A 16,821-nucleotide genomic window follows, 5' to 3' on the forward strand; every position below is an offset into this window, starting at 1 on the left:
AGGACGATCAGTTCGGCCCATCAATTGGCTTGGGCGATGCAGGGCGACACGAACAGGTTTCCGCGCCAGCCGCCTGTGACCGTCTTGGCGCCGACCAGCAGCCACATCGCTGCGAGCGCGATGGTAAGGACGGTGCCGACGATCCCGAAAAAGCCGAGCTGGAGCGTCGTGCCGAGCTTGAAGGTGGCGACCGTGTAGACGCCGAGCGGGAAGGTGTAGCCCCACCACCCGAGGTTGAACGGAATGCCCGCGCGCCAGTAGCGGATCGTGATCAGCGTCGCGAGCGCCAGCCACCACAGGCCGAAGCCCCAGAGCAGCAGCCCGGCGATCGTGCCGATCCCCTGCGCTACCGCGCCGATCTGGCCGAGGCCGTTGGCGGCGAGGATCGCGGGCGCGTCGCTGCCGAGCACCAGCATCCCGAGCGCACCGGTGCCGATCGGGCCTAGTGCGAGCCAACTCGATGCGGCCATGCTCTCGTGCGGCAGCTTGTGCAGCGCCATCCGCAGGATGAGGATCGCGAGGATGCCGAACGCGACCGGCACCGAATACGCCCAGAGGACAAAGGAGGTCGCCAGCACCACGAACTGGTGGTGCGCGTCCGCCAGATGCGGTGCGAGCAGGCCTCCGCTCGCGCCTGCGACCTCGGCCGCGACCACTGGCAGGAGCCACACCGCGGTCATGCCGTCGAGCGAATGTTCGTGCCGGGTAAACATGAGGTAGGGGATCGCTACACCGCAGGCGAGCGACATCGCGACGTCGATCCACCACAATGTCTCGGCGATCGGGATAACGCCGGCGCCGAACCGCGGCAGGCCGAACGCCAGGAACCCGTTGATGATCGTCGCGAGGCCCATCGGGATCGTGCCGATGAACATCGACACGGTATTGTGCCCGAAGATCCGACGCGCCTCGTGCCCGAACATCGTCCAGCGCGCGGTGTAGAGCCCGGCGAACAGCGTGAAGAGCGCGATGTTGAAATACCACAACGCCTCGCCGACCGGGTGCAGCGATGCGCCGACGCCCGGCACCTGCGGCAAGGCCAGCGCGAGGATGCCCGTGCCCATCGTAGCGGCGAACCAGTTGGGGGTGAACTGGCGGATCATCTCGCGCGGAGAATCAAGCCGGCTGAGCGGCTTCAGACCATCGAGAACGGGTTTCAGATCGGCAGTCACTTCCCAGTCTCCTTGATGAGATCGGTCAGCGCGTCGGCCGCCCGGGTACGATAGCGCTCCTTGTGCCGCAGCGCGTAGAATGGACGCCGCGGCAGACCGAGCGGCAGATCGTGCAACGTGCCGGCCGCGATTGCAGGTGCGACGACATGCTGCGACAGCACCGCGACGCCCGCGCCGGCCTCGACCGCGCTGCGGACCGCCTCGTTCGATGGCAGGGTCAGCGCTATGGTAAGGTCCGACGGATCGACGCCGCGCTGGCGCAACACCTCCTCGAACGACGAGCGCGTGCCCGATCCCTGCTCGCGGACGATCCAGCGCGCGGTCCGGATCCAGTCCTCGTCGATCGTGTCGGCAGCGCGGTCACTCACCAGCACCATGCGGTCGTTCGCGACGGTCCAATGCGCGAGCGCGGGCTCGTCGATCACACCCTCGACGAAGCCAAGCTCGACTGCACCGTCGAGCACGCGCGCCGCGGCCCCTTCCGTGTTGTCGATCGCCAGTTCTATCGTGATGGACGGGTAGCGCGCATGAAACGCCGCCAGCTGGCGGGGTAGCCAATAGCCCGCGATCGTCTGGCTCGCGACCAGCCGCAGTGTGCCGCGCTCCAGTCCGGCATATTCGGCCAATGCAAGTTCTGCACTGGCAGCACGGCCAAGCACTGCGCGTGCGTCGACCAGAAACATACGGCCCGCTTCGGACAGTTCGATCCCACGGCCGACCCGGTGGAACAGCGGCACGCCGTGCCGCGCTTCTAGCGCGGCGATGGCAGCGCTTGCGGCCGACTGCGTCACATTGAGCGCTTCGGCAGCGCGCGTCATGTGCTCGCGCTCTGCGACACCGACGAAAATCCTGAGTTGTTCCAGGGTCATGCCCGATCTCCTTGCCCCAATGATAGGGAAAGGAGATCAATCGCACCAACCAAATATTATGGTCGTTTCAATCATAATTACAGATTGGTCATTTCAGAATGTCGATAACCGCCTCACGTTCATCGACCAGTTCGGCAATCGTGCGATCGAGCATCGTTCGCTGGAATGGATCGAGGATCAGTCCTTCGATACGCACATAGCCACCGCTTTTGCAGAGCACCGGCACGCCGCACACCAGCCCTTGCGGGATACCGTAGGAGCCGTCTGACACCACGCCCATCGACACCCAATTGTCGCCTGCGCCGTGCACCCAATCGCGCAGATGGTCGATCGCCGCATTTGCGGCCGATGCGGCCGAGGACGCACCCCGTGCTTCGATGATCGCGGTGCCGCGCTGCGCAACGGTGGGGATCAGGGTCTCGCGGTACCAGGCCTCGTTTCCGATACGGTCGGCAAGCTTTTGGCCATCGAGTTCGGCATTCCCCCAGTCGGCAAACATCGTCGGCGAATGGTTTCCCCAGACGACGAGCTTTGTAATCGCATCGACACCGACACCCGCTTTGGCCGCAAGCTGTCCCTGCGCGCGATTGTGATCGAGGCGGATCATCGACGTGATGTTTTCGGCAGGGAAACCCGGCGCGCTTTGCGCAAGGATCCAGGCATTTGTGTTGGCGGGATTGCCGACGACCAGGATCTTGGCGTCGCGTTTGGCCACTGCGTCCAGCGCTGCGCCCTGCGTCTTGAAGATCGCTGCGTTGGCAGCGAGCAAATCACGGCGCTCCATGCCCTTCGAGCGGGGACGAGACCCGACCAGCATGGCCGCATCGATGTCCTTGAAAGCCACCATCGGATCATCAGTAATGATCACATCTGCCAGCAGCGGAAACGCGCAATCCTCCAGTTCCATGACCACGCCGCGTACTGCGTCCAGCGCCTGCGGCACGTCGAGCAGTTGAAGGATAACGGGCTGGTCCGGTCCGAACACGTCACCCTGCGCGACCCGGAAGAGCAGCGAATAGCAAATTTGTCCTGCGGCACCGCTGATCGCGATCCTGACGGGGGGCTTGGTCATTTTGGAAAGGGCTTTCGTTGGAAGATTACAGACGGTGTGAGACCGATTAACGCGCCGCCAGGGCAAGCGCCGCATCGCGCCCGGATGGCACCAGATTGGCGAGACCTTTTCCTGATCTTACGGCACCAGGAACGTAGATCAGGCTTTGCGCATCCGTACTGATCGGGATCGTCGACACGGTGGTGTACGTCAGCGTGTCGATCCCAGCGACCTTGTTGGTTCCGGCCAGGCTGGCATAGATCCTCGTACCATCGCCCGACGGCCAAACCGCACTCGGAGCCGCTTGTAGCGGGACGGTTGCCACAGCCTCCAGGCTGTCGGTTCTATAGACCTTGATTGCAGGTTGATCGCCGCCAACGCTGACATAGGCAAAGGAATCGTCTGCGCGCTGGGCGAAGTTGACCGCGCCCGTCGCTGGACCAGTGTTTATCACTTCGTGTACCGCAAACGGCGGTTTGGCAGCAAAGACCGTGGTCGTGCCGCTCTCGCGGCGTGTTGCCCAGATCTGTTTGCCATCTGGCGAGACCGCGATTGCTCCCGCACCTGCACCGTTGCTGGCAACGTGTCCGACGACGCGCCGATCCTCGACGTCGACAACCAGGATGGACGGCCTTTCAGTAAGCGATACAAAGGCATAGCGTCCGTTTGGCGACAGGATGGTCGCGCCCGCTCCGCCACTTGCTGGTACGCGGGTGATCTCCCGCGCGGTCTTAGGATCCACGACCGCGATGGCATGTTCATCGCCGAGCGAAACCCAGAGTTCGTGCCCATTGGGCGTAAACGCGACGGCGGTAGGCGACGTCTGGAACACGGTCCGGCCTCGTTCCGTGTTCGTGGCCAGATCTACGAGCGTCACACTGTGCTGCGCTGATGCCGATACCGCCAGGGTCCGCCCGTCACGCGTTGCAGCCAGGTGCTGGACTCTGGGGCTGGAAAAGCTGGGCTCAGCTATCGCGCTTTTGGCGAGGTCGATGCGTCCCAGTTCGTTGCCCGCTGCAGGATCGATGACAACGATCTTCGTCGATGTAGGGTCAGACACATAGATCCGGTCATGATGGCTGAGGTCGATATCAGCCTTCGACCACGGTGCCTGAACCGCCTTGATATCGTAGGGAAAGTCGTCCGCCGCAGGTGCAGCCCAATAGGCCTGAGCGATCACCGGGACTGGCGCTACGGAGGCCAACATCGCGGCAACCAAAACGATCGCAGCTTTCATCGTTTGATCCTTATCGCGGATCCGGCGGGTGATCGTGCCAGTCCGATGCCGTTAGATCGACCGATATGTCCCCTGCGTCCAACGCATGGTCGCGATGGTTTCAATACGAAAACGCGATCATAGATCGCCTACCGTTCTTGTTAGATGATCAGAACAACCATGCTTATGCGTTGGATCGACGGCTGCGCCGCGATCATTACGCTGTCACGCTCGGCGTTGATCGCTCGCGTGTCATAAATGGGAACACTAAAGGCATGACGATGAAATTTCGCACGGCTTTGCTAACGGCGATAGCCGTGTCCGTATCGACGGGTGCTTTAGCGCAAACGGACGGTTTCGCGTCCGCAATGGATGCGGCGATGGCGCGGATGCACGGCGCGATGATGACCGGTTATTCGAGCGATCCCGATCGCGACTTCGCCAAAATGATGATCCCGCATCATCAGGGCGCGATCGACATGGCCGAAGTCGAACTGCGGTTCGGCAAGGATGAACGCCTGCGCCGGCTCGCCCAGGGAATCATCGTCGAACAGCGTCAGGAAATCGCGGTGATGCAGGGCATCCTATCCGAAGGCGGCGCGTTGCCACGTCACACCGGACCGACCGCGACTGGTCACCCCCATCACGGAGACCGTCCATGAAGCGTTTCACCCTAACCGCCTGCACCGCCTTGTGCTTTTCAGGCCCTGCGTTTGCCCAGCAAGTGCCCAATGCGACCCCCGACATCCCTGTCAGCGCGCAGGACCGGTTCTACACGTCGGACCAGTTCTCCAACACCGTGTCGGTGATCGACCCATCAACCAACACGCTGCTCGGCGTCATCAAGCTCGGCGACCAGACCCCGGCCAATCTCAGCCCGCTCTACAAGGGGCAGCTGCTCGTGCACGGCATGGGCTTCTCGCCCGATCGCAAGACGCTGGCGGTAATATCGATCGGCTCGAACTCGGTGACGTTCATCGACACTGCGACCAATGCCGTGAAGCACACGACCTATGTGGGCCGATCGCCGCACGAAGCGTTCTTCCGCCCCGACGGTCGCGAAGTCTGGGTCGCGGTGCGCGGCGAGGATTATATCCAGGTGCTCGACGGTAAGACCTTCGCGCCGACCACGCGCATCCCCGTTCCTAATGGCCCCGGCATGACGATCTTTTCGCCAAACGGGAAATACGGTTACGTCTGTTCGAGCTTCTCGCCCGAGACAGTTGTGATCGACACCGCCTCGAAGAAGATCGTCGGTCGCGTCAAGCAGGCGAGCCCGTTCTGCCCTGACATCGCCGCGACGCCCGACGGTAAGCAGGTCTGGTTGACGCTCAAGGACGTCGGCAAGGTCATGGTGTTCGACGCCAAGCCACCCTTCGCAGTGCTCAAGACGTTCGATACCGGCGCGATCACCAACCACGTCAATATCGCCCGCAATAAGAATGGCCAGTTCGCCTTTGTGACGGTCGGCACCGAGAATGTCGTGAAGGTGTTCCGCACCACTGACTTCGTGCAGGTGGCGAGCATCCCGGTCGGCGCGCTCCCGCACGGCCTATGGCCGTCGGGCGACGGCACGCGGATGTATGTCGGGCTGGAGAACGCCGATGCGGTCGCGGCGATCGACACAGCAAGCAACACCGTCATCGCGACGATTCCAATCGGTCAGGGGCCGCAAGGCGTGGCATATGTTCCCGGCGCGGTGCCGGTAGGCGATGGCCGTGCAAACCTGGTGCCGCTCGCGCAGGCCGGCATGAAGATCCAGCTGACTCTATCCGGGACTGGGCGCAGCCAGGTCACGCTGTTCGATCAAGGCCAGGTCCAGATTTTGCAGGCGGCGGTTGCGGGCCTCAGCCCAAAGATGCCCTATGTCCTTGGATTATCCTCCCACGCTGACGGCAGCGGCGTGATCCAGCCTCTGGCGAAGTTCATGACCAATCCGGCGGGCGGCGCGATAGTAAACACGCTCGGACCGCTCCGCCAGATCGTCAGCGACGCGAAAGGCGACATGCGCCGTTACCTCGTCATTGCTCCGGGCGACCCGATGATGCCGGGCGCTGTCGTTCAGGTGCAAAAATGAGGATTCCGGTGAAACCTGCGCCCCGCTGTCCGTGTCCGGTATATTCGGCATGACGCTGGGCTAGGTCGACACGACGTCTCGAGAGTGTCGGAAAGCACTTGTTTGTCGCACAATGGTGATTACGACTGGGTTTTCTACATATCGGGCCGCTGAATGCCGACAATGGGAAGGAAAGCGGACTGGCTGCTTTAGAGAGGGCAGGTGCGCTCCACTACCTGGTGCACTTCCATTTCGTCGCAGCAGGATGCCTTTACGCCTAGCTCATTACAGGCCCCGATCCGGCGCCGCATCGGCCTTCCGTGCCTGCCCGCCTGATAGTGCTGGGGGTCGCCGTCGTGATCCACTCGATCATGTCGCAGCTGCTCTACGCCGGGCTGTTCGTCGCCATATCCGTGCCGGTTGAACAGTTTCGCCGCGGTGCGGAGCTGATGTCAGTACATGGCGCCCAACTCGCCGGAATGGGTCTGCGATGCGGCATGTTCTGGGTCAAAATCGAAGCCCGGCTTAAGCGAGACCGGTAGGACGAAGCGTTTGCTGCGTGCCGGCTGGTCAGCTTTCTCCAAACAACTCACGTTGCGCCTTGTCCAATTCCTCTGCGTAGCGGCGTCGCGCATAGCTCTCGGAGAGGATGCCGAGAACTGCCCCGTCGCTTCCAACTACCGCCAGTTCGTCCGCACCTTCGGTATCGAACGTAGTCATGACGCTTCTGATGTCTGAATCCGGCGTAAGGGCGAGACCCGTGTGGATCGCCAGCGACCCGATCGGTGCCTTCTGATCGACCTCTTCGGCAAATGCACTGGCAGTCTGTACGATACCGCCATAATTTTCGTGGTCATCGACTAGTAGGACCCGACTTGTGGAACCAAGCGGAAACGCCCGACGAAACTCGGCGATCGTCGTGTTGCACGGCGTAGCCCTTTCGACACGTCGCATCATCTTGCCCGCTGTAAGCGTTCTGACCCAGCCGACATCGCGGGCGCTTTTGATGGTTTCGCCCCGGAGATGCAGGCGCCACGTAGAAAAGGAATAGCCGAACAGCTCGCGGACGATGGTGGACGAGACCAGCGATGCTGCAATGGCCGCGCCGGCAAGGGAGAAGTCGTGGGTCGCCTCAAGGACTAGCATCGCCATCGTCATCGGCCCGCCAACTACGGCGACCGCTAATGCGGCCATCCCCACCAGGGCCGCATTGTGCGGGTCGATCACAGGCGATCCGACAATCCATTCGAGTGAACCAGCAAACAGGTGACCCAGCAGGCTGCCCAAGAACAAGGATGCGAAGAACAGGCCACCGCGGAAGCCAAAGCCAAGTGAGATGATGGAGGCCGCGCACTTGACGACGAAGATGGCGGCGAGGAAGCGCAGCGATACCTCGGCTTCAAGATTGAGGTGGAGGGCGCCGTGACCAGCAGAGAGAATTTGCGGCGTGAGCATCGCCAGAGGGATGAGCAGAAGACCGCCCAATATCGGCCGGCAAATCGAGGGTATCGGCAGTTTGCGTGTAGCTGCTTCCATCTCCGCAACAGCCCGCATCAGCAGTATACCAGCGCCAGCGGCACAGGCCCCAAGACCGGCGTAGAGAAGGTAGTGGAACGTCTCGATCTGTTCGCCTGCATTAGCCGCAACCAGATACGGTTGAGCACCAAACGCCTGCGCCACAAGGACACTCGCCAGGCACGCCGCAGCGACAGGTGCCAGCGCTGATATCGTATAGGCCCCGATTACGATCTCAAAGGCATAGAAGGCCCCAGCTAATGGAGCCCCGAATGCACCTGCGATGGCGGCGCCCGTTCCGGCGCCGACCAAGATGCGCAGATCGGACCTGCGTAACGCAAACCAGTTGCCGCTGAGCGAGGCGACGAGCCCTCCCAACTGCGCATACGCCGCCTCAAGCCCCACAGACGCACCGAAGCCGTTGGAAAGGATCGTTTGCCCGGAGATAACGAGGCTGTCGGACCATGACATGCGACCACCATGAAGGGCGTTCGCCTCTACAGCGTCGACCATCCGGCGCCGGCGAGCATGAGTAACCCAAGAGAAGAGTGCGAGGACGGCTCCACCAGCCGGCAGGGCAAGTAGAGCAAGGTAAGGGATCGTCGTGGCCGCACTCAGCCTTTCATCCGGCGACAAGGCATAAAGCAGATGCTGCATCGCCTGTGCGAGCGTACCCTGGACGACACTGAGCAATCCGGCTGCACTGCCGATCATGATGGCCAGCACGATGAGTGCAGCTTCGCTGGATCGAAAAGCTTTACGGAGCCACGATGGCGCCACCCGACCAGATCCAGGTGGACTAGCTGCGCTATCGATCAGTGGCGCTGAAGCCATGTCAGTCGGCGTCCTGCATCAAGGTTGCAAACAGGGCTGCGGCGAGAACGGCGCTCGAAAGCCACATCACAATCGACAGCGTCCAAGACGTCGCCAGTCCAGCTGCCGTGATTGTTGCAAGCAGTAGGACGATGAGAACGGGCATGGCTGCCCGCGAGTGGAAAAAACGCATGAAGCCGCCTACGCCTGCTACATCTGCGGTGCCACAACCTTCCGAGCCGCCCGGTACGCTTCCTCGCCACGGACGCCATTCAGTATCTTCGAACGCCTGCGGCTTGGCCATGCTGCCCATCAACAGTACCCGGCGATCAGTGCAGTGGCCAAGTCCACATCACTAGAGGCGTACCAACCAAGACCACCAGAACCGATAGTGGTGCGCCCAGCCGGGCGTAATCGCTGAAGCGGTAGCCCCCAGGACCAAAAACCAAGGTGTTACACTGATGCCCAATCGGCGTCAGGAAATCGCATCCTGCCCCGATAGCGGTCCCGATGAGGAAGGCTTCGGGGCGATATCCGAGGTCATGCGCGAACACCGCCGCGATTGGCGCCATCACCAAGACCGTCGCGGCATTGTTGAGAAACGGCGTCACAGCCATCGCCGCTACGAGGATCAGGGCGACCGCGCCCCATGGCGGCAAGGAGGCCGCCAGATGGGCAAGCGAGGTCGCGAGTACATCCGACGCGCCGGTGGTGCGCAGGGTTTCACTGACCGGAATGAGCGCGCCCAGCATGATGAGAATTGGCCATTCGACGCCATCATAGGCATCTCGCAGCGGTAGCGCTCCGGTCGCCATCATTAGACCGGCAGCGGCGAAGAAGGCGACGGCCACAGGCACATAGCCGGTCGCGGTTACGGTCATCGCCACCGCGAGGATGATAAGTGGTAGGAAGCGACGCTTCGAACTTCCCAGACGCAGGGCACGCTCTGCCAGCGGCAGCGTACCGAGGTCACGCATGCGTTCCGGCAAGAGTGTGAGGGGTCCTTGAAGAACAATGACATCGCCGGCGCGCAAGACGGTCTCGCTGAGCTGCTTGGTCAGCCGTTTGCCGGCGCGCGATACCGCGATGAGATTGACGCCATAGCGTTGCTGAAGCCGCAGTCGTCCAGCGGACTGGCGGACCAACACGGAGCCGGTGGTGATGACCGCCTCAATGACGCCAACCTCATCATCTTCGCTGCCTTCCGGTAGGTCACGATGCTGTCCGGCAAGTGCTAGGTGGTCACCCGCAATGACACGCTCAAGCGTATCCGGGTCACCGCCCAAGATCAGCGTGTCGCCGGCAGCCAGAAGGAACTCGGCCGTAATGCTCGTGCGCACATCGTCACGGACAACATTGGCGATCGTCACCTCATTATCATGACGGTCGATGAAGGACTCAACCGTTTCGCCGACAGCGGGCGATCCGTCTTGGATGGTCGCCTCAGTGACATAGTCCGTGATGTTTAGAGCTTCGCCCATGGTCGGCGCTGCGCGGCGTTCCCTGGGCAGGAGGCGGTAGCCGAAACGCAGGAAAATGAGGCCGACCACAAGCAGGCCCAGCCCCGTTGGCAGATAATCGAACATGCCGAACGGCTCACCGGTCATCTGCTCTCGTACTCTGCTGACAATAATATTCGGCGACGTACCAACGAGGGTCATCAACCCGCCAAGGAGCGAAGCGAACGACATCGGCATCAGGAACACCGAGGGGCTAGTGTCCGATTTCTTCGCCGTCTGCACGGCTGCCGGCATCAGCATAGCCAAGGCACCGACGTTCTTTACGAGCCCGGACGATACCCCGACTGCCGTAGTCAGCACCACGAGTTGCGACCGGACGCGTGTCACGCGCCGCGCCAGTATCCCGAGCGCGCTCTCGATTAGGCCGGAACGCTGCATTGCCGATGAGATCACCAGCGCCGATCCAACGATGATAACGATGTCATCGGAAAAGCCAGTAAATGCCGCTTTGGGCTTCACCAATCCCAGCGACAGCCCGGCAAGCAGGGCGATGATGGCCGTGACATCATAGCGAAATCGGCCCCAAAGAAAGAGGCCCATCATGCCAATCAGCAGGCCAATCGACATAAGTTGCGGCGTGGTCATGCAAGCAGAATCCGTAAAATGGCGATAGTCACGCCGGTTATTGCAGCCAAATCCCGACGAGTGCCGCCAAGACGGCAATCGCTAGGAAGCCGTTCACAGAGATCAGCAACCAAGCCGGCAGTCGCTGAGTGTCGGGCCGCGGTGGGGCGATAGGAATCATTTCACGCCAGACCGCTGCAACGAAGCAGAAGCCGCTGAACAGGATCAGGACGGTTGCGGTCGCACCGGCAAGCCAGCCGGGCACGATGTTCTCAAGCAATGCGCGGGCGCCAATTCCTGCGGCTAGAGCGGCAAGCCCGGTACGGACCCAGGCTGCGTAGGTGCGCTCCGCTGCCATGACTGTTCGATCGGCAGCAAGCTCCGTGCGCCGATCGGCGCTATCTGCTTGCTGCTTGGCGCTATGCTCCAACCGGTCCGCACCGTGAACGAATGGGCCGTTGAAATCACGGGTCAATGACAGTCGTTCGTTGGCCATGGATGATCAACGATACCCACACGCTTTCAGCACATCGAATGTTAAAAAGGATCATGCCGAATAAGTTATCGAGGTTAGCAGATCCCCCGCCTTCACAGGTGTCAAAACCGGCTGCATGCGGCACGAAACCTTTCTCGAAAACGATCCAGACCGTGCGAAAACTCCAACCCCGAATGTAGCGTACTAATATAGCTGCGTGTCGGTTGCCAGGTGATTGGCTATCTTGCGTCGCAGCCATATCTGGCGACGTTATGTTTCGAGCATCACGTCTGTATCGGGGGCGGCGGTGAGTTTTCGCACGGTCTGGATCGAATTTCGGGAATGTCCGGGTTGGGCAGGAAAGCGGAACGGCGGCTTTCGGGAAGGTGCTGGCGATGGCCGACATTCTGTGGCGCTGCCTCCTTTTACAGGAGTATCTATCGTTACATTCACACGCTCGGCGGTCTGCTACGATCGAACTCCATTTTGAAGATTCCGTCAGACCTCAAAACATAGGTGCAATGATGCCAATCTTACTGACTCTCTTTAAGCATGTCACGCCTTAGGGCGGATAGAGCATCATTGACGGATCGGTTCATGGTTCTCTCACCTTCCACCCCCTCAACAAGCTTACCGTTGCACACGACATCGTAGCGCCTCTGTATCCAGTCGTCATGAACTTCTGCCACGATCCATACTTCGGATACAGAAGCCGCTAGCATTGGAGCAATTGCGAGGGCGATGCTCTCCAGCTGACGGCTACTTTCCATTTCTGCATTTACCTCCGATACCAGATTATATCAGCGTAATCGCTTTTGCGATCCATTTTACCGCGCTTGCCCATTGGCCGTAACTAGACAGCTTTACCAATCCCGAGCGCCCCGATTGCAACTCATGTCTGGAAAGTCCCCCATAATCCCACTGAACGAATGACTACTACCGGGACTCCGAATTACTAACCCGAGCGTCCGGGTGTGGGCGTGAACGGCCCTGCCGTTTTTAAGCGCCGACTAGCCCCGCCAGTGTCGGAAAACACATGATAGGCGACGCAGAGCACCGCAAATTCTGGAGAATTGCGGCGTGGGGCGGTGGCGCACGTGCTCTAGGTTCGCACTATTGCGCGAGATACCCTGTCGGATGGAGAAAGTGCGCGACAACCTCGGAGGCGGGGTTTTTCGTTAGGGGAGCCGCGGCTGTTATTTTGGCGTGAGATCGAAGCCCCGCGGAGTCGCTACCGTGCAGGCTGGCGCGATGCCGAGCAAATCTCGGAAGCCCCGCGAATGGCCGATTCATCCGAAACCCGACATTCCCGGCCGATTGCCCGAACGACTGCTTCGTCCCAACTCAAGCCGTTCGACCGGTATAAACCAACGGCCGAAGTTGGGAAGCCGGAAAGAGCCCGCCAGTGTCGACTATTGGGTCATTCCGTTGATCTTGCTGCCTGTACGCTGCTGTTCGACACGGAACGCTCAGCGGGCGAAAACTAGCCGCTTTCGGCGAACGGCTTGTTAATTACTTTTGGAAAAGCGGGCATCTGATTTCAACTTAGTTACAGCTGCCTCGAGGCCGTCCGCAGGCTTCCGCACTGCCTGCAGCATGCTCATAATGTTCGAAGCGCGGGAACCGAACCGTCCCGCTTTTATGCCGAGCCCTCCGTGCGATGTAAGGATCTCAAGCTTCTCATCAGGATCAGCATGTAGATAAATCTCGGTGGAATGGATCGAAGCGTGACCAAGCCACAGAGCCACCTTTCTTATGTCGCGAGTGACCTTGAGCATGTGCATGGCGCAGCTGTGCCTCAAAACATGCGGCGTGATATTCTTCGGCACAAGGGTCGGGACTGTTTTGGCTGCAATCTGAGTATATTTCGCGAGACGCGCTGCGAAGCCATCGCGCGTTAGCGGCAAGCCAAGCCGGCTCAGAAAAACATGATCGTACGGCACATTCGGCCTCTCCGAATACCAGGCGCGAAGAAGGCGGACGGTCTCGGGGCCCAGCGGCAGAATTCTAGCCCTTCGCCCCTTTCCCATCACGTGCAAGGTTGGCTTTGGACCGAGGTCGAGGTCACCGAGCGAAAGCGCCAAAACCTCAGACACACGTAAACCGCATATGTACGTGATGCTCAGCATTGCCCGGTCCCGGATCCCGTCTTTGTGCCTCATATCGGGCACCCCAAGTATGGCTTTAACCTCATCGGTCGAGAGCCAATCGATCACGGGAACATCCGCTCTCTTTGCCCCCAGCGCGCGTATGCGAGCGGCTTGCTCCATCGCTGCCGGAATTTTCATTTGCACATATCTGAAGAATGATCGGATCGCCGCCAGCCGCAGATTGCGCGTTCGCCGTGAATTTTTCCGAGTCTTCTCCAGATCATCGAGAAATTGGAGGACGATCTCCGCTGTGATGTCTTCCAGGTGGAGGCGGTCGATATTCATCCGCGTCGCCTCGGCGATAAAACGGATCAGCAAAATGAACGTGTGTGCGTAGCTCGCACGCGTCAGTTGGCTGAGCCCGCGATCTCGAACGAGATGTTCGTTGAGATAGCTAGACAGGACGGGAGCCAAATCATGTTGGTGATCGTCACGCATCGAGCACCTCCTCGATCGCCAAGGCCATCGATTCTTTTGTCTCGGTCGAAATCTCCAAATACCAATAGGTGCTAGCTGCGCTGACGTGGCCCAGATAGGTCGACAGGGCGACCATATGGTTGGAAATCAGTTTCCGGTCCGACCCGCACGATGCCAACGATCGAACGGCAAACGTATGCCTGAGGTCGTGTATTCTCGGCAACCTGCTACCGTTTCGACTAGTCATATTTAACTTTGTTGTGCATTTTCGAAACATGGCGCAAATCGAGTGGTCAGACGGAGTCCTGTTATTGTGGATTACGAATAACCTTTCTTTGTTCAAAGGATCTGGGCGGTTGGTGAGGTAAACTCTTAGAGCCCTAGCGGTACTTTTGTGGATATGGACGATCCTGTCCTTTCCGAACTTCCCGCGCCTAATCATGATCTCGTTATTTTTGAAGTCCTGGAGCAAAATATTTCGGGCTTCGTTTATCCGTATGCCCGTCGCGGCGATAAGGCCGACAATATGCTTATAGGTGGCAGCATCGTAGGTATGCGCCAGCGGCAAGCGTCCCAATTCGACAAGGATCTGCTGTATCTCGCCATCGGTGTAGATAAAGGGAATAGGGCGTCTCGGCCGACGAACCGGCCGCACGTATTCTTCTGCCAAGACGTCATGACGGGGATCCTCTGCGCTGAGAAATAGGCCAACGCGACGAATGGAAGCCAAGAGCTCATATCGCCTGCGGGGCTGACATTTCTGCTCTACCCAAGCGATTGCGTCTGCACTGCACAGATGATGAGCGCCGCGACCTGCCGAGAAATGCGCAAAGTTTCGCAGGTCGCGATCAAGATCAAGATCTCGGTACCCAAGCTGTTCCCTTAGCTGCAGATAGCGCTCAATGGCCTCGATCACGACCGGCCTCCCAACCAAGGTTCTGCGAGACGTTTAAGCATTGGCTCGTTGACCTTCGCGTAGATGGTCGTCGTATCCACCGATCGATGCCGCAAGATTGTGGCTACATCTTCGAGGCTTTTTCCGTCCCGGAGAAGTTCGGTAGCAAGCGTATGGCGAAAAACGTGCGCTCCACCTTCGAGACCGCATCGAGCGAGCGCTTTGCGGGCGATACCTGATATCTCTGAGCCATTCGCAAGCGGCATGTGCGGGTGAGGCACACGCAAAAACAGGGCCTCTGAGCGTGAGCTCGGGCGCCCCTTCTCGAGATAATCTAAAACAGCGTCGCCTGCTCCTTGAGTGAGTGGGACAATCGAACCCCGTCCGCCCTTACCCTCAATGCAGAGCTTAGCCTCGGTCCAGTCCAGATCACTGAGTTTTAGCTTCCAAACCTCAGAAGCTCGAAGCCCAAGTTCGGCCAACAGCGTGAGGATCGCTCGTTCCCGGATTCCGTACGATGTGCTCAGGTCGCAACTGTCGATGACCTTGTTCACGATACCGGTGTCAAGCCTGCGCGGAACCGTCGAAAGGCGATAAGTTGGTCGAGAGATCAGCGCATTTGCTAAGGAAGCGTTGCAATGCCCTTCAAAAGCTCGGAACCGCATGTAGCTGCGCACGGAGCGGATGAAACGGCTCTGCATTGCGGGAGTGCGCTTCGCGAATTCGAGGACGGCTAATTCCCTGATTGCCGTAGCGGAATAGGCCGAAGCGTCTTCTCCAAGCCTTGGCAACCAGCTCATTACGTCGAGCACGTAGTAATAAATTGTCCGAGGCCTCAGCCCCCTTTGGTCGGTCAGCCAAGTGCGATACCGCACCACGGTCGAAGATGGGTGCGATCTCCGCCGTTTCTGCAGGAATATTCCGTTTTTAAAAACGGGGTTCTCACCATTCCGAAACCGTAAAAAGCGGTCAACTGCAACCCGGCGTCGCGACTTGGCCTGAGCACCCGGCCTTCCAGACCGAATGTGCATACCGCAGCGGCAGGAGTGGCCGACAAAGTCGTCGAGGATATGATCGCTAAGGCATGACTCTGGGATACCTCTGAGCCGTAGCCAAACTATCAGATGAAGTGCGGTTCTGGCTTGTCGCTTTGCCTGATCCGGATGCACCCCCTCCTGAGTGAGCGCTTCGAGGAAATCCGCGCAAATGTCCGGGTCATTTGAGTCCCACCCATTCGAATCGATGATTCCCTGATACTGGAGGAACAAGTAAAATCTGGTAACTGCAACCGTCTGGGATGGAGATAAACCGCGAGCGGGCCAACATGCATGACTGCAATTGTGTTTCCAAAAGTTCTCCAAATTCTCCCATTTTATATCACATATCTTGACATTTTCAATCTCCAAGTATCGCAAAAAATGGTTTATAGTGCCACGATAACTTAGGAATGCTCCGGAATATCCAGCAACATCGACCAGAATTCGAATTACATCTTCGGATCTTTTAATATTAGAAAATTCTATGCATTTAGCGAATGCTCTGATTATCCGAGAGATCTCCTGGTAAGCTTCACTCGCTTTGGCGCTATACGATTTCATCATAGGTCGGCTCTCGCATGCAATTGCGGGAAAGGCGCTTTGAAATGCCATCGATCCGGTAGCTCCCTTCATCAAATTGGAAGCGCGGAAGACAGGCGCGCTCCACCGGCAGCGGAAGCGGTCCGCTTGACATGGCGTCAGCACACGAGGAGAAAGGTGTCGGTTACGACCAATCTCGAAGAGGCTCAGCTCTGCAAAGCTGGGCCTTTTCTCTTTCGCGCGGTTTTTGTTCGACCCTTTTCGGAGGGCCAACCGGCAATCACGGCACCTTCATCGCTACCTCCGTTCCAATTCGCCTGTATCGCTCAGGCCAGAGATCCTCGACGTCACAGCCAAGCTCCGCCGCGATTTGAGTCTCAATCCGGCGAGACCTCCGGAACCCGCGGCTTACCGTTGAAACCGTGGTGGGCGTAACGTTGAGATGGCGGGCTACCGCGCTCAGGCTGCTCCCTTTGAGTTGGAGAGCAGCTTTGATGCGGTTATGGCGCTTCTCATCAATCATGTTCGGCT

Annotated in this window: 15 protein-coding genes; 3 read left to right on the top strand and 12 right to left on the bottom strand. The window is 59.4% G+C overall.

Going from position 1 to position 16,821, the window contains the following annotated elements:
- Positions 1-20: 20 nt before the first annotated feature.
- The 4 genes from C8J45_RS11820 to C8J45_RS11835 form a co-directional block, all read right to left on the bottom strand.
- Positions 21-1,172: a TDT family transporter gene (locus C8J45_RS11820; RefSeq protein WP_056056383.1), complete on the bottom strand. Its 1,152-nt coding sequence runs from the start codon at positions 1,170-1,172 to the stop codon at positions 21-23.
- Positions 1,169-2,041: a LysR family transcriptional regulator gene (locus C8J45_RS11825; protein ID WP_056056384.1), complete on the bottom strand. Its 873-nt coding sequence runs from the start codon at positions 2,039-2,041 to the stop codon at positions 1,169-1,171. The genes C8J45_RS11820 and C8J45_RS11825 overlap by 4 nt, the downstream gene beginning before the upstream one ends.
- An 88-nt stretch (positions 2,042-2,129) precedes the next feature.
- A complete protein-coding gene (locus C8J45_RS11830; protein ID WP_056056386.1) occupies positions 2,130-3,113 on the bottom strand; it encodes a malate dehydrogenase in 984 nt (327 codons plus the stop codon).
- Positions 3,114-3,159: 46 nt separating this feature from the next.
- The gene (locus C8J45_RS11835) at positions 3,160-4,329 is read right to left on the bottom strand and encodes a YncE family protein (protein WP_056056388.1); all 1,170 of its coding nucleotides are present in this window, start codon (positions 4,327-4,329) and stop codon (positions 3,160-3,162) included.
- Positions 4,330-4,394: 65 nt separating this feature from the next.
- Between C8J45_RS11835 and C8J45_RS11840 the strand changes: the two genes are divergently transcribed.
- The 3 genes from C8J45_RS11840 to C8J45_RS11850 all read left to right on the top strand — a co-directional run bounded on the left by C8J45_RS11840 (position 4,395) and on the right by C8J45_RS11850 (position 6,906).
- The gene (locus tag C8J45_RS11840) at positions 4,395-4,970 is read left to right on the top strand and encodes a DUF305 domain-containing protein (protein WP_258191425.1); all 576 of its coding nucleotides are present in this window, start codon (positions 4,395-4,397) and stop codon (positions 4,968-4,970) included.
- Positions 4,967-6,385: a YncE family protein gene (locus C8J45_RS11845; RefSeq protein ID WP_107963386.1), complete on the top strand. Its 1,419-nt coding sequence runs from the start codon at positions 4,967-4,969 to the stop codon at positions 6,383-6,385. The genes C8J45_RS11840 and C8J45_RS11845 overlap by 4 nt, the downstream gene beginning before the upstream one ends.
- A 299-nt stretch (positions 6,386-6,684) precedes the next feature.
- On the top strand, positions 6,685-6,906 hold the full coding sequence (locus C8J45_RS11850; protein ID WP_056019259.1) for a hypothetical protein: 222 nt from the start codon (positions 6,685-6,687) through the stop codon (positions 6,904-6,906).
- A gap of 28 nt (positions 6,907-6,934) precedes the next feature.
- Here C8J45_RS11850 and C8J45_RS11855 read toward each other — a convergent pair whose 3' ends face one another.
- From C8J45_RS11855 to C8J45_RS19745, 8 genes are all read right to left on the bottom strand, one after another.
- Positions 6,935-8,713 carry a chloride channel protein gene (locus C8J45_RS11855; RefSeq protein WP_082445489.1) on the bottom strand — a complete coding sequence of 593 codons (1,779 nt, stop codon included), beginning with the start codon at positions 8,711-8,713 and terminating at the stop codon, positions 6,935-6,937.
- 1 nt (position 8,714) lies between these two features.
- On the bottom strand, positions 8,715-8,996 hold the full coding sequence (locus C8J45_RS18915) for a hypothetical protein (RefSeq protein WP_132833781.1): 282 nt from the start codon (positions 8,994-8,996) through the stop codon (positions 8,715-8,717).
- A gap of 25 nt (positions 8,997-9,021) precedes the next feature.
- Entirely contained in the window at positions 9,022-10,797 is a 1,776-nt protein-coding gene (locus C8J45_RS11860) for an SLC13 family permease (protein WP_056019265.1), read from the bottom strand.
- A 37-nt stretch (positions 10,798-10,834) separates the two neighbouring features.
- A complete protein-coding gene (locus C8J45_RS11865; RefSeq protein WP_056019268.1) occupies positions 10,835-11,272 on the bottom strand; it encodes a DUF202 domain-containing protein in 438 nt (145 codons plus the stop codon).
- Between the two features lie 1,487 nt (positions 11,273-12,759).
- Complete coding sequence (locus tag C8J45_RS11875; protein WP_107963388.1) at positions 12,760-13,839, bottom strand: tyrosine-type recombinase/integrase; 1,080 nt, start codon at positions 13,837-13,839, stop codon at positions 12,760-12,762.
- The gene (locus C8J45_RS11880; RefSeq protein ID WP_181321203.1) at positions 13,832-14,734 is read right to left on the bottom strand and encodes a tyrosine-type recombinase/integrase; all 903 of its coding nucleotides are present in this window, start codon (positions 14,732-14,734) and stop codon (positions 13,832-13,834) included. The genes C8J45_RS11875 and C8J45_RS11880 overlap by 8 nt, the downstream gene beginning before the upstream one ends.
- Positions 14,731-15,513: a tyrosine-type recombinase/integrase gene (locus C8J45_RS19260; RefSeq protein ID WP_181321204.1), complete on the bottom strand. Its 783-nt coding sequence runs from the start codon at positions 15,511-15,513 to the stop codon at positions 14,731-14,733. Before C8J45_RS19260 ends, C8J45_RS11880 begins: the two co-directional genes overlap by 4 nt.
- Positions 15,514-16,570: 1,057 nt before the next feature.
- Positions 16,571-16,813 (bottom strand): helix-turn-helix domain-containing protein, encoded by a 243-nt coding sequence (locus C8J45_RS19745; protein ID WP_107963391.1) that lies wholly within the window; start codon positions 16,811-16,813, stop codon positions 16,571-16,573.
- Positions 16,814-16,821 lie beyond the last annotated feature (8 nt).

It is taken from the genome of Sphingomonas sp. PP-CE-3G-477 (assembly GCF_003050745.1).
In the GTDB taxonomy this organism is placed as follows: Bacteria; Pseudomonadota; Alphaproteobacteria; order Sphingomonadales; family Sphingomonadaceae; genus Sphingomonas.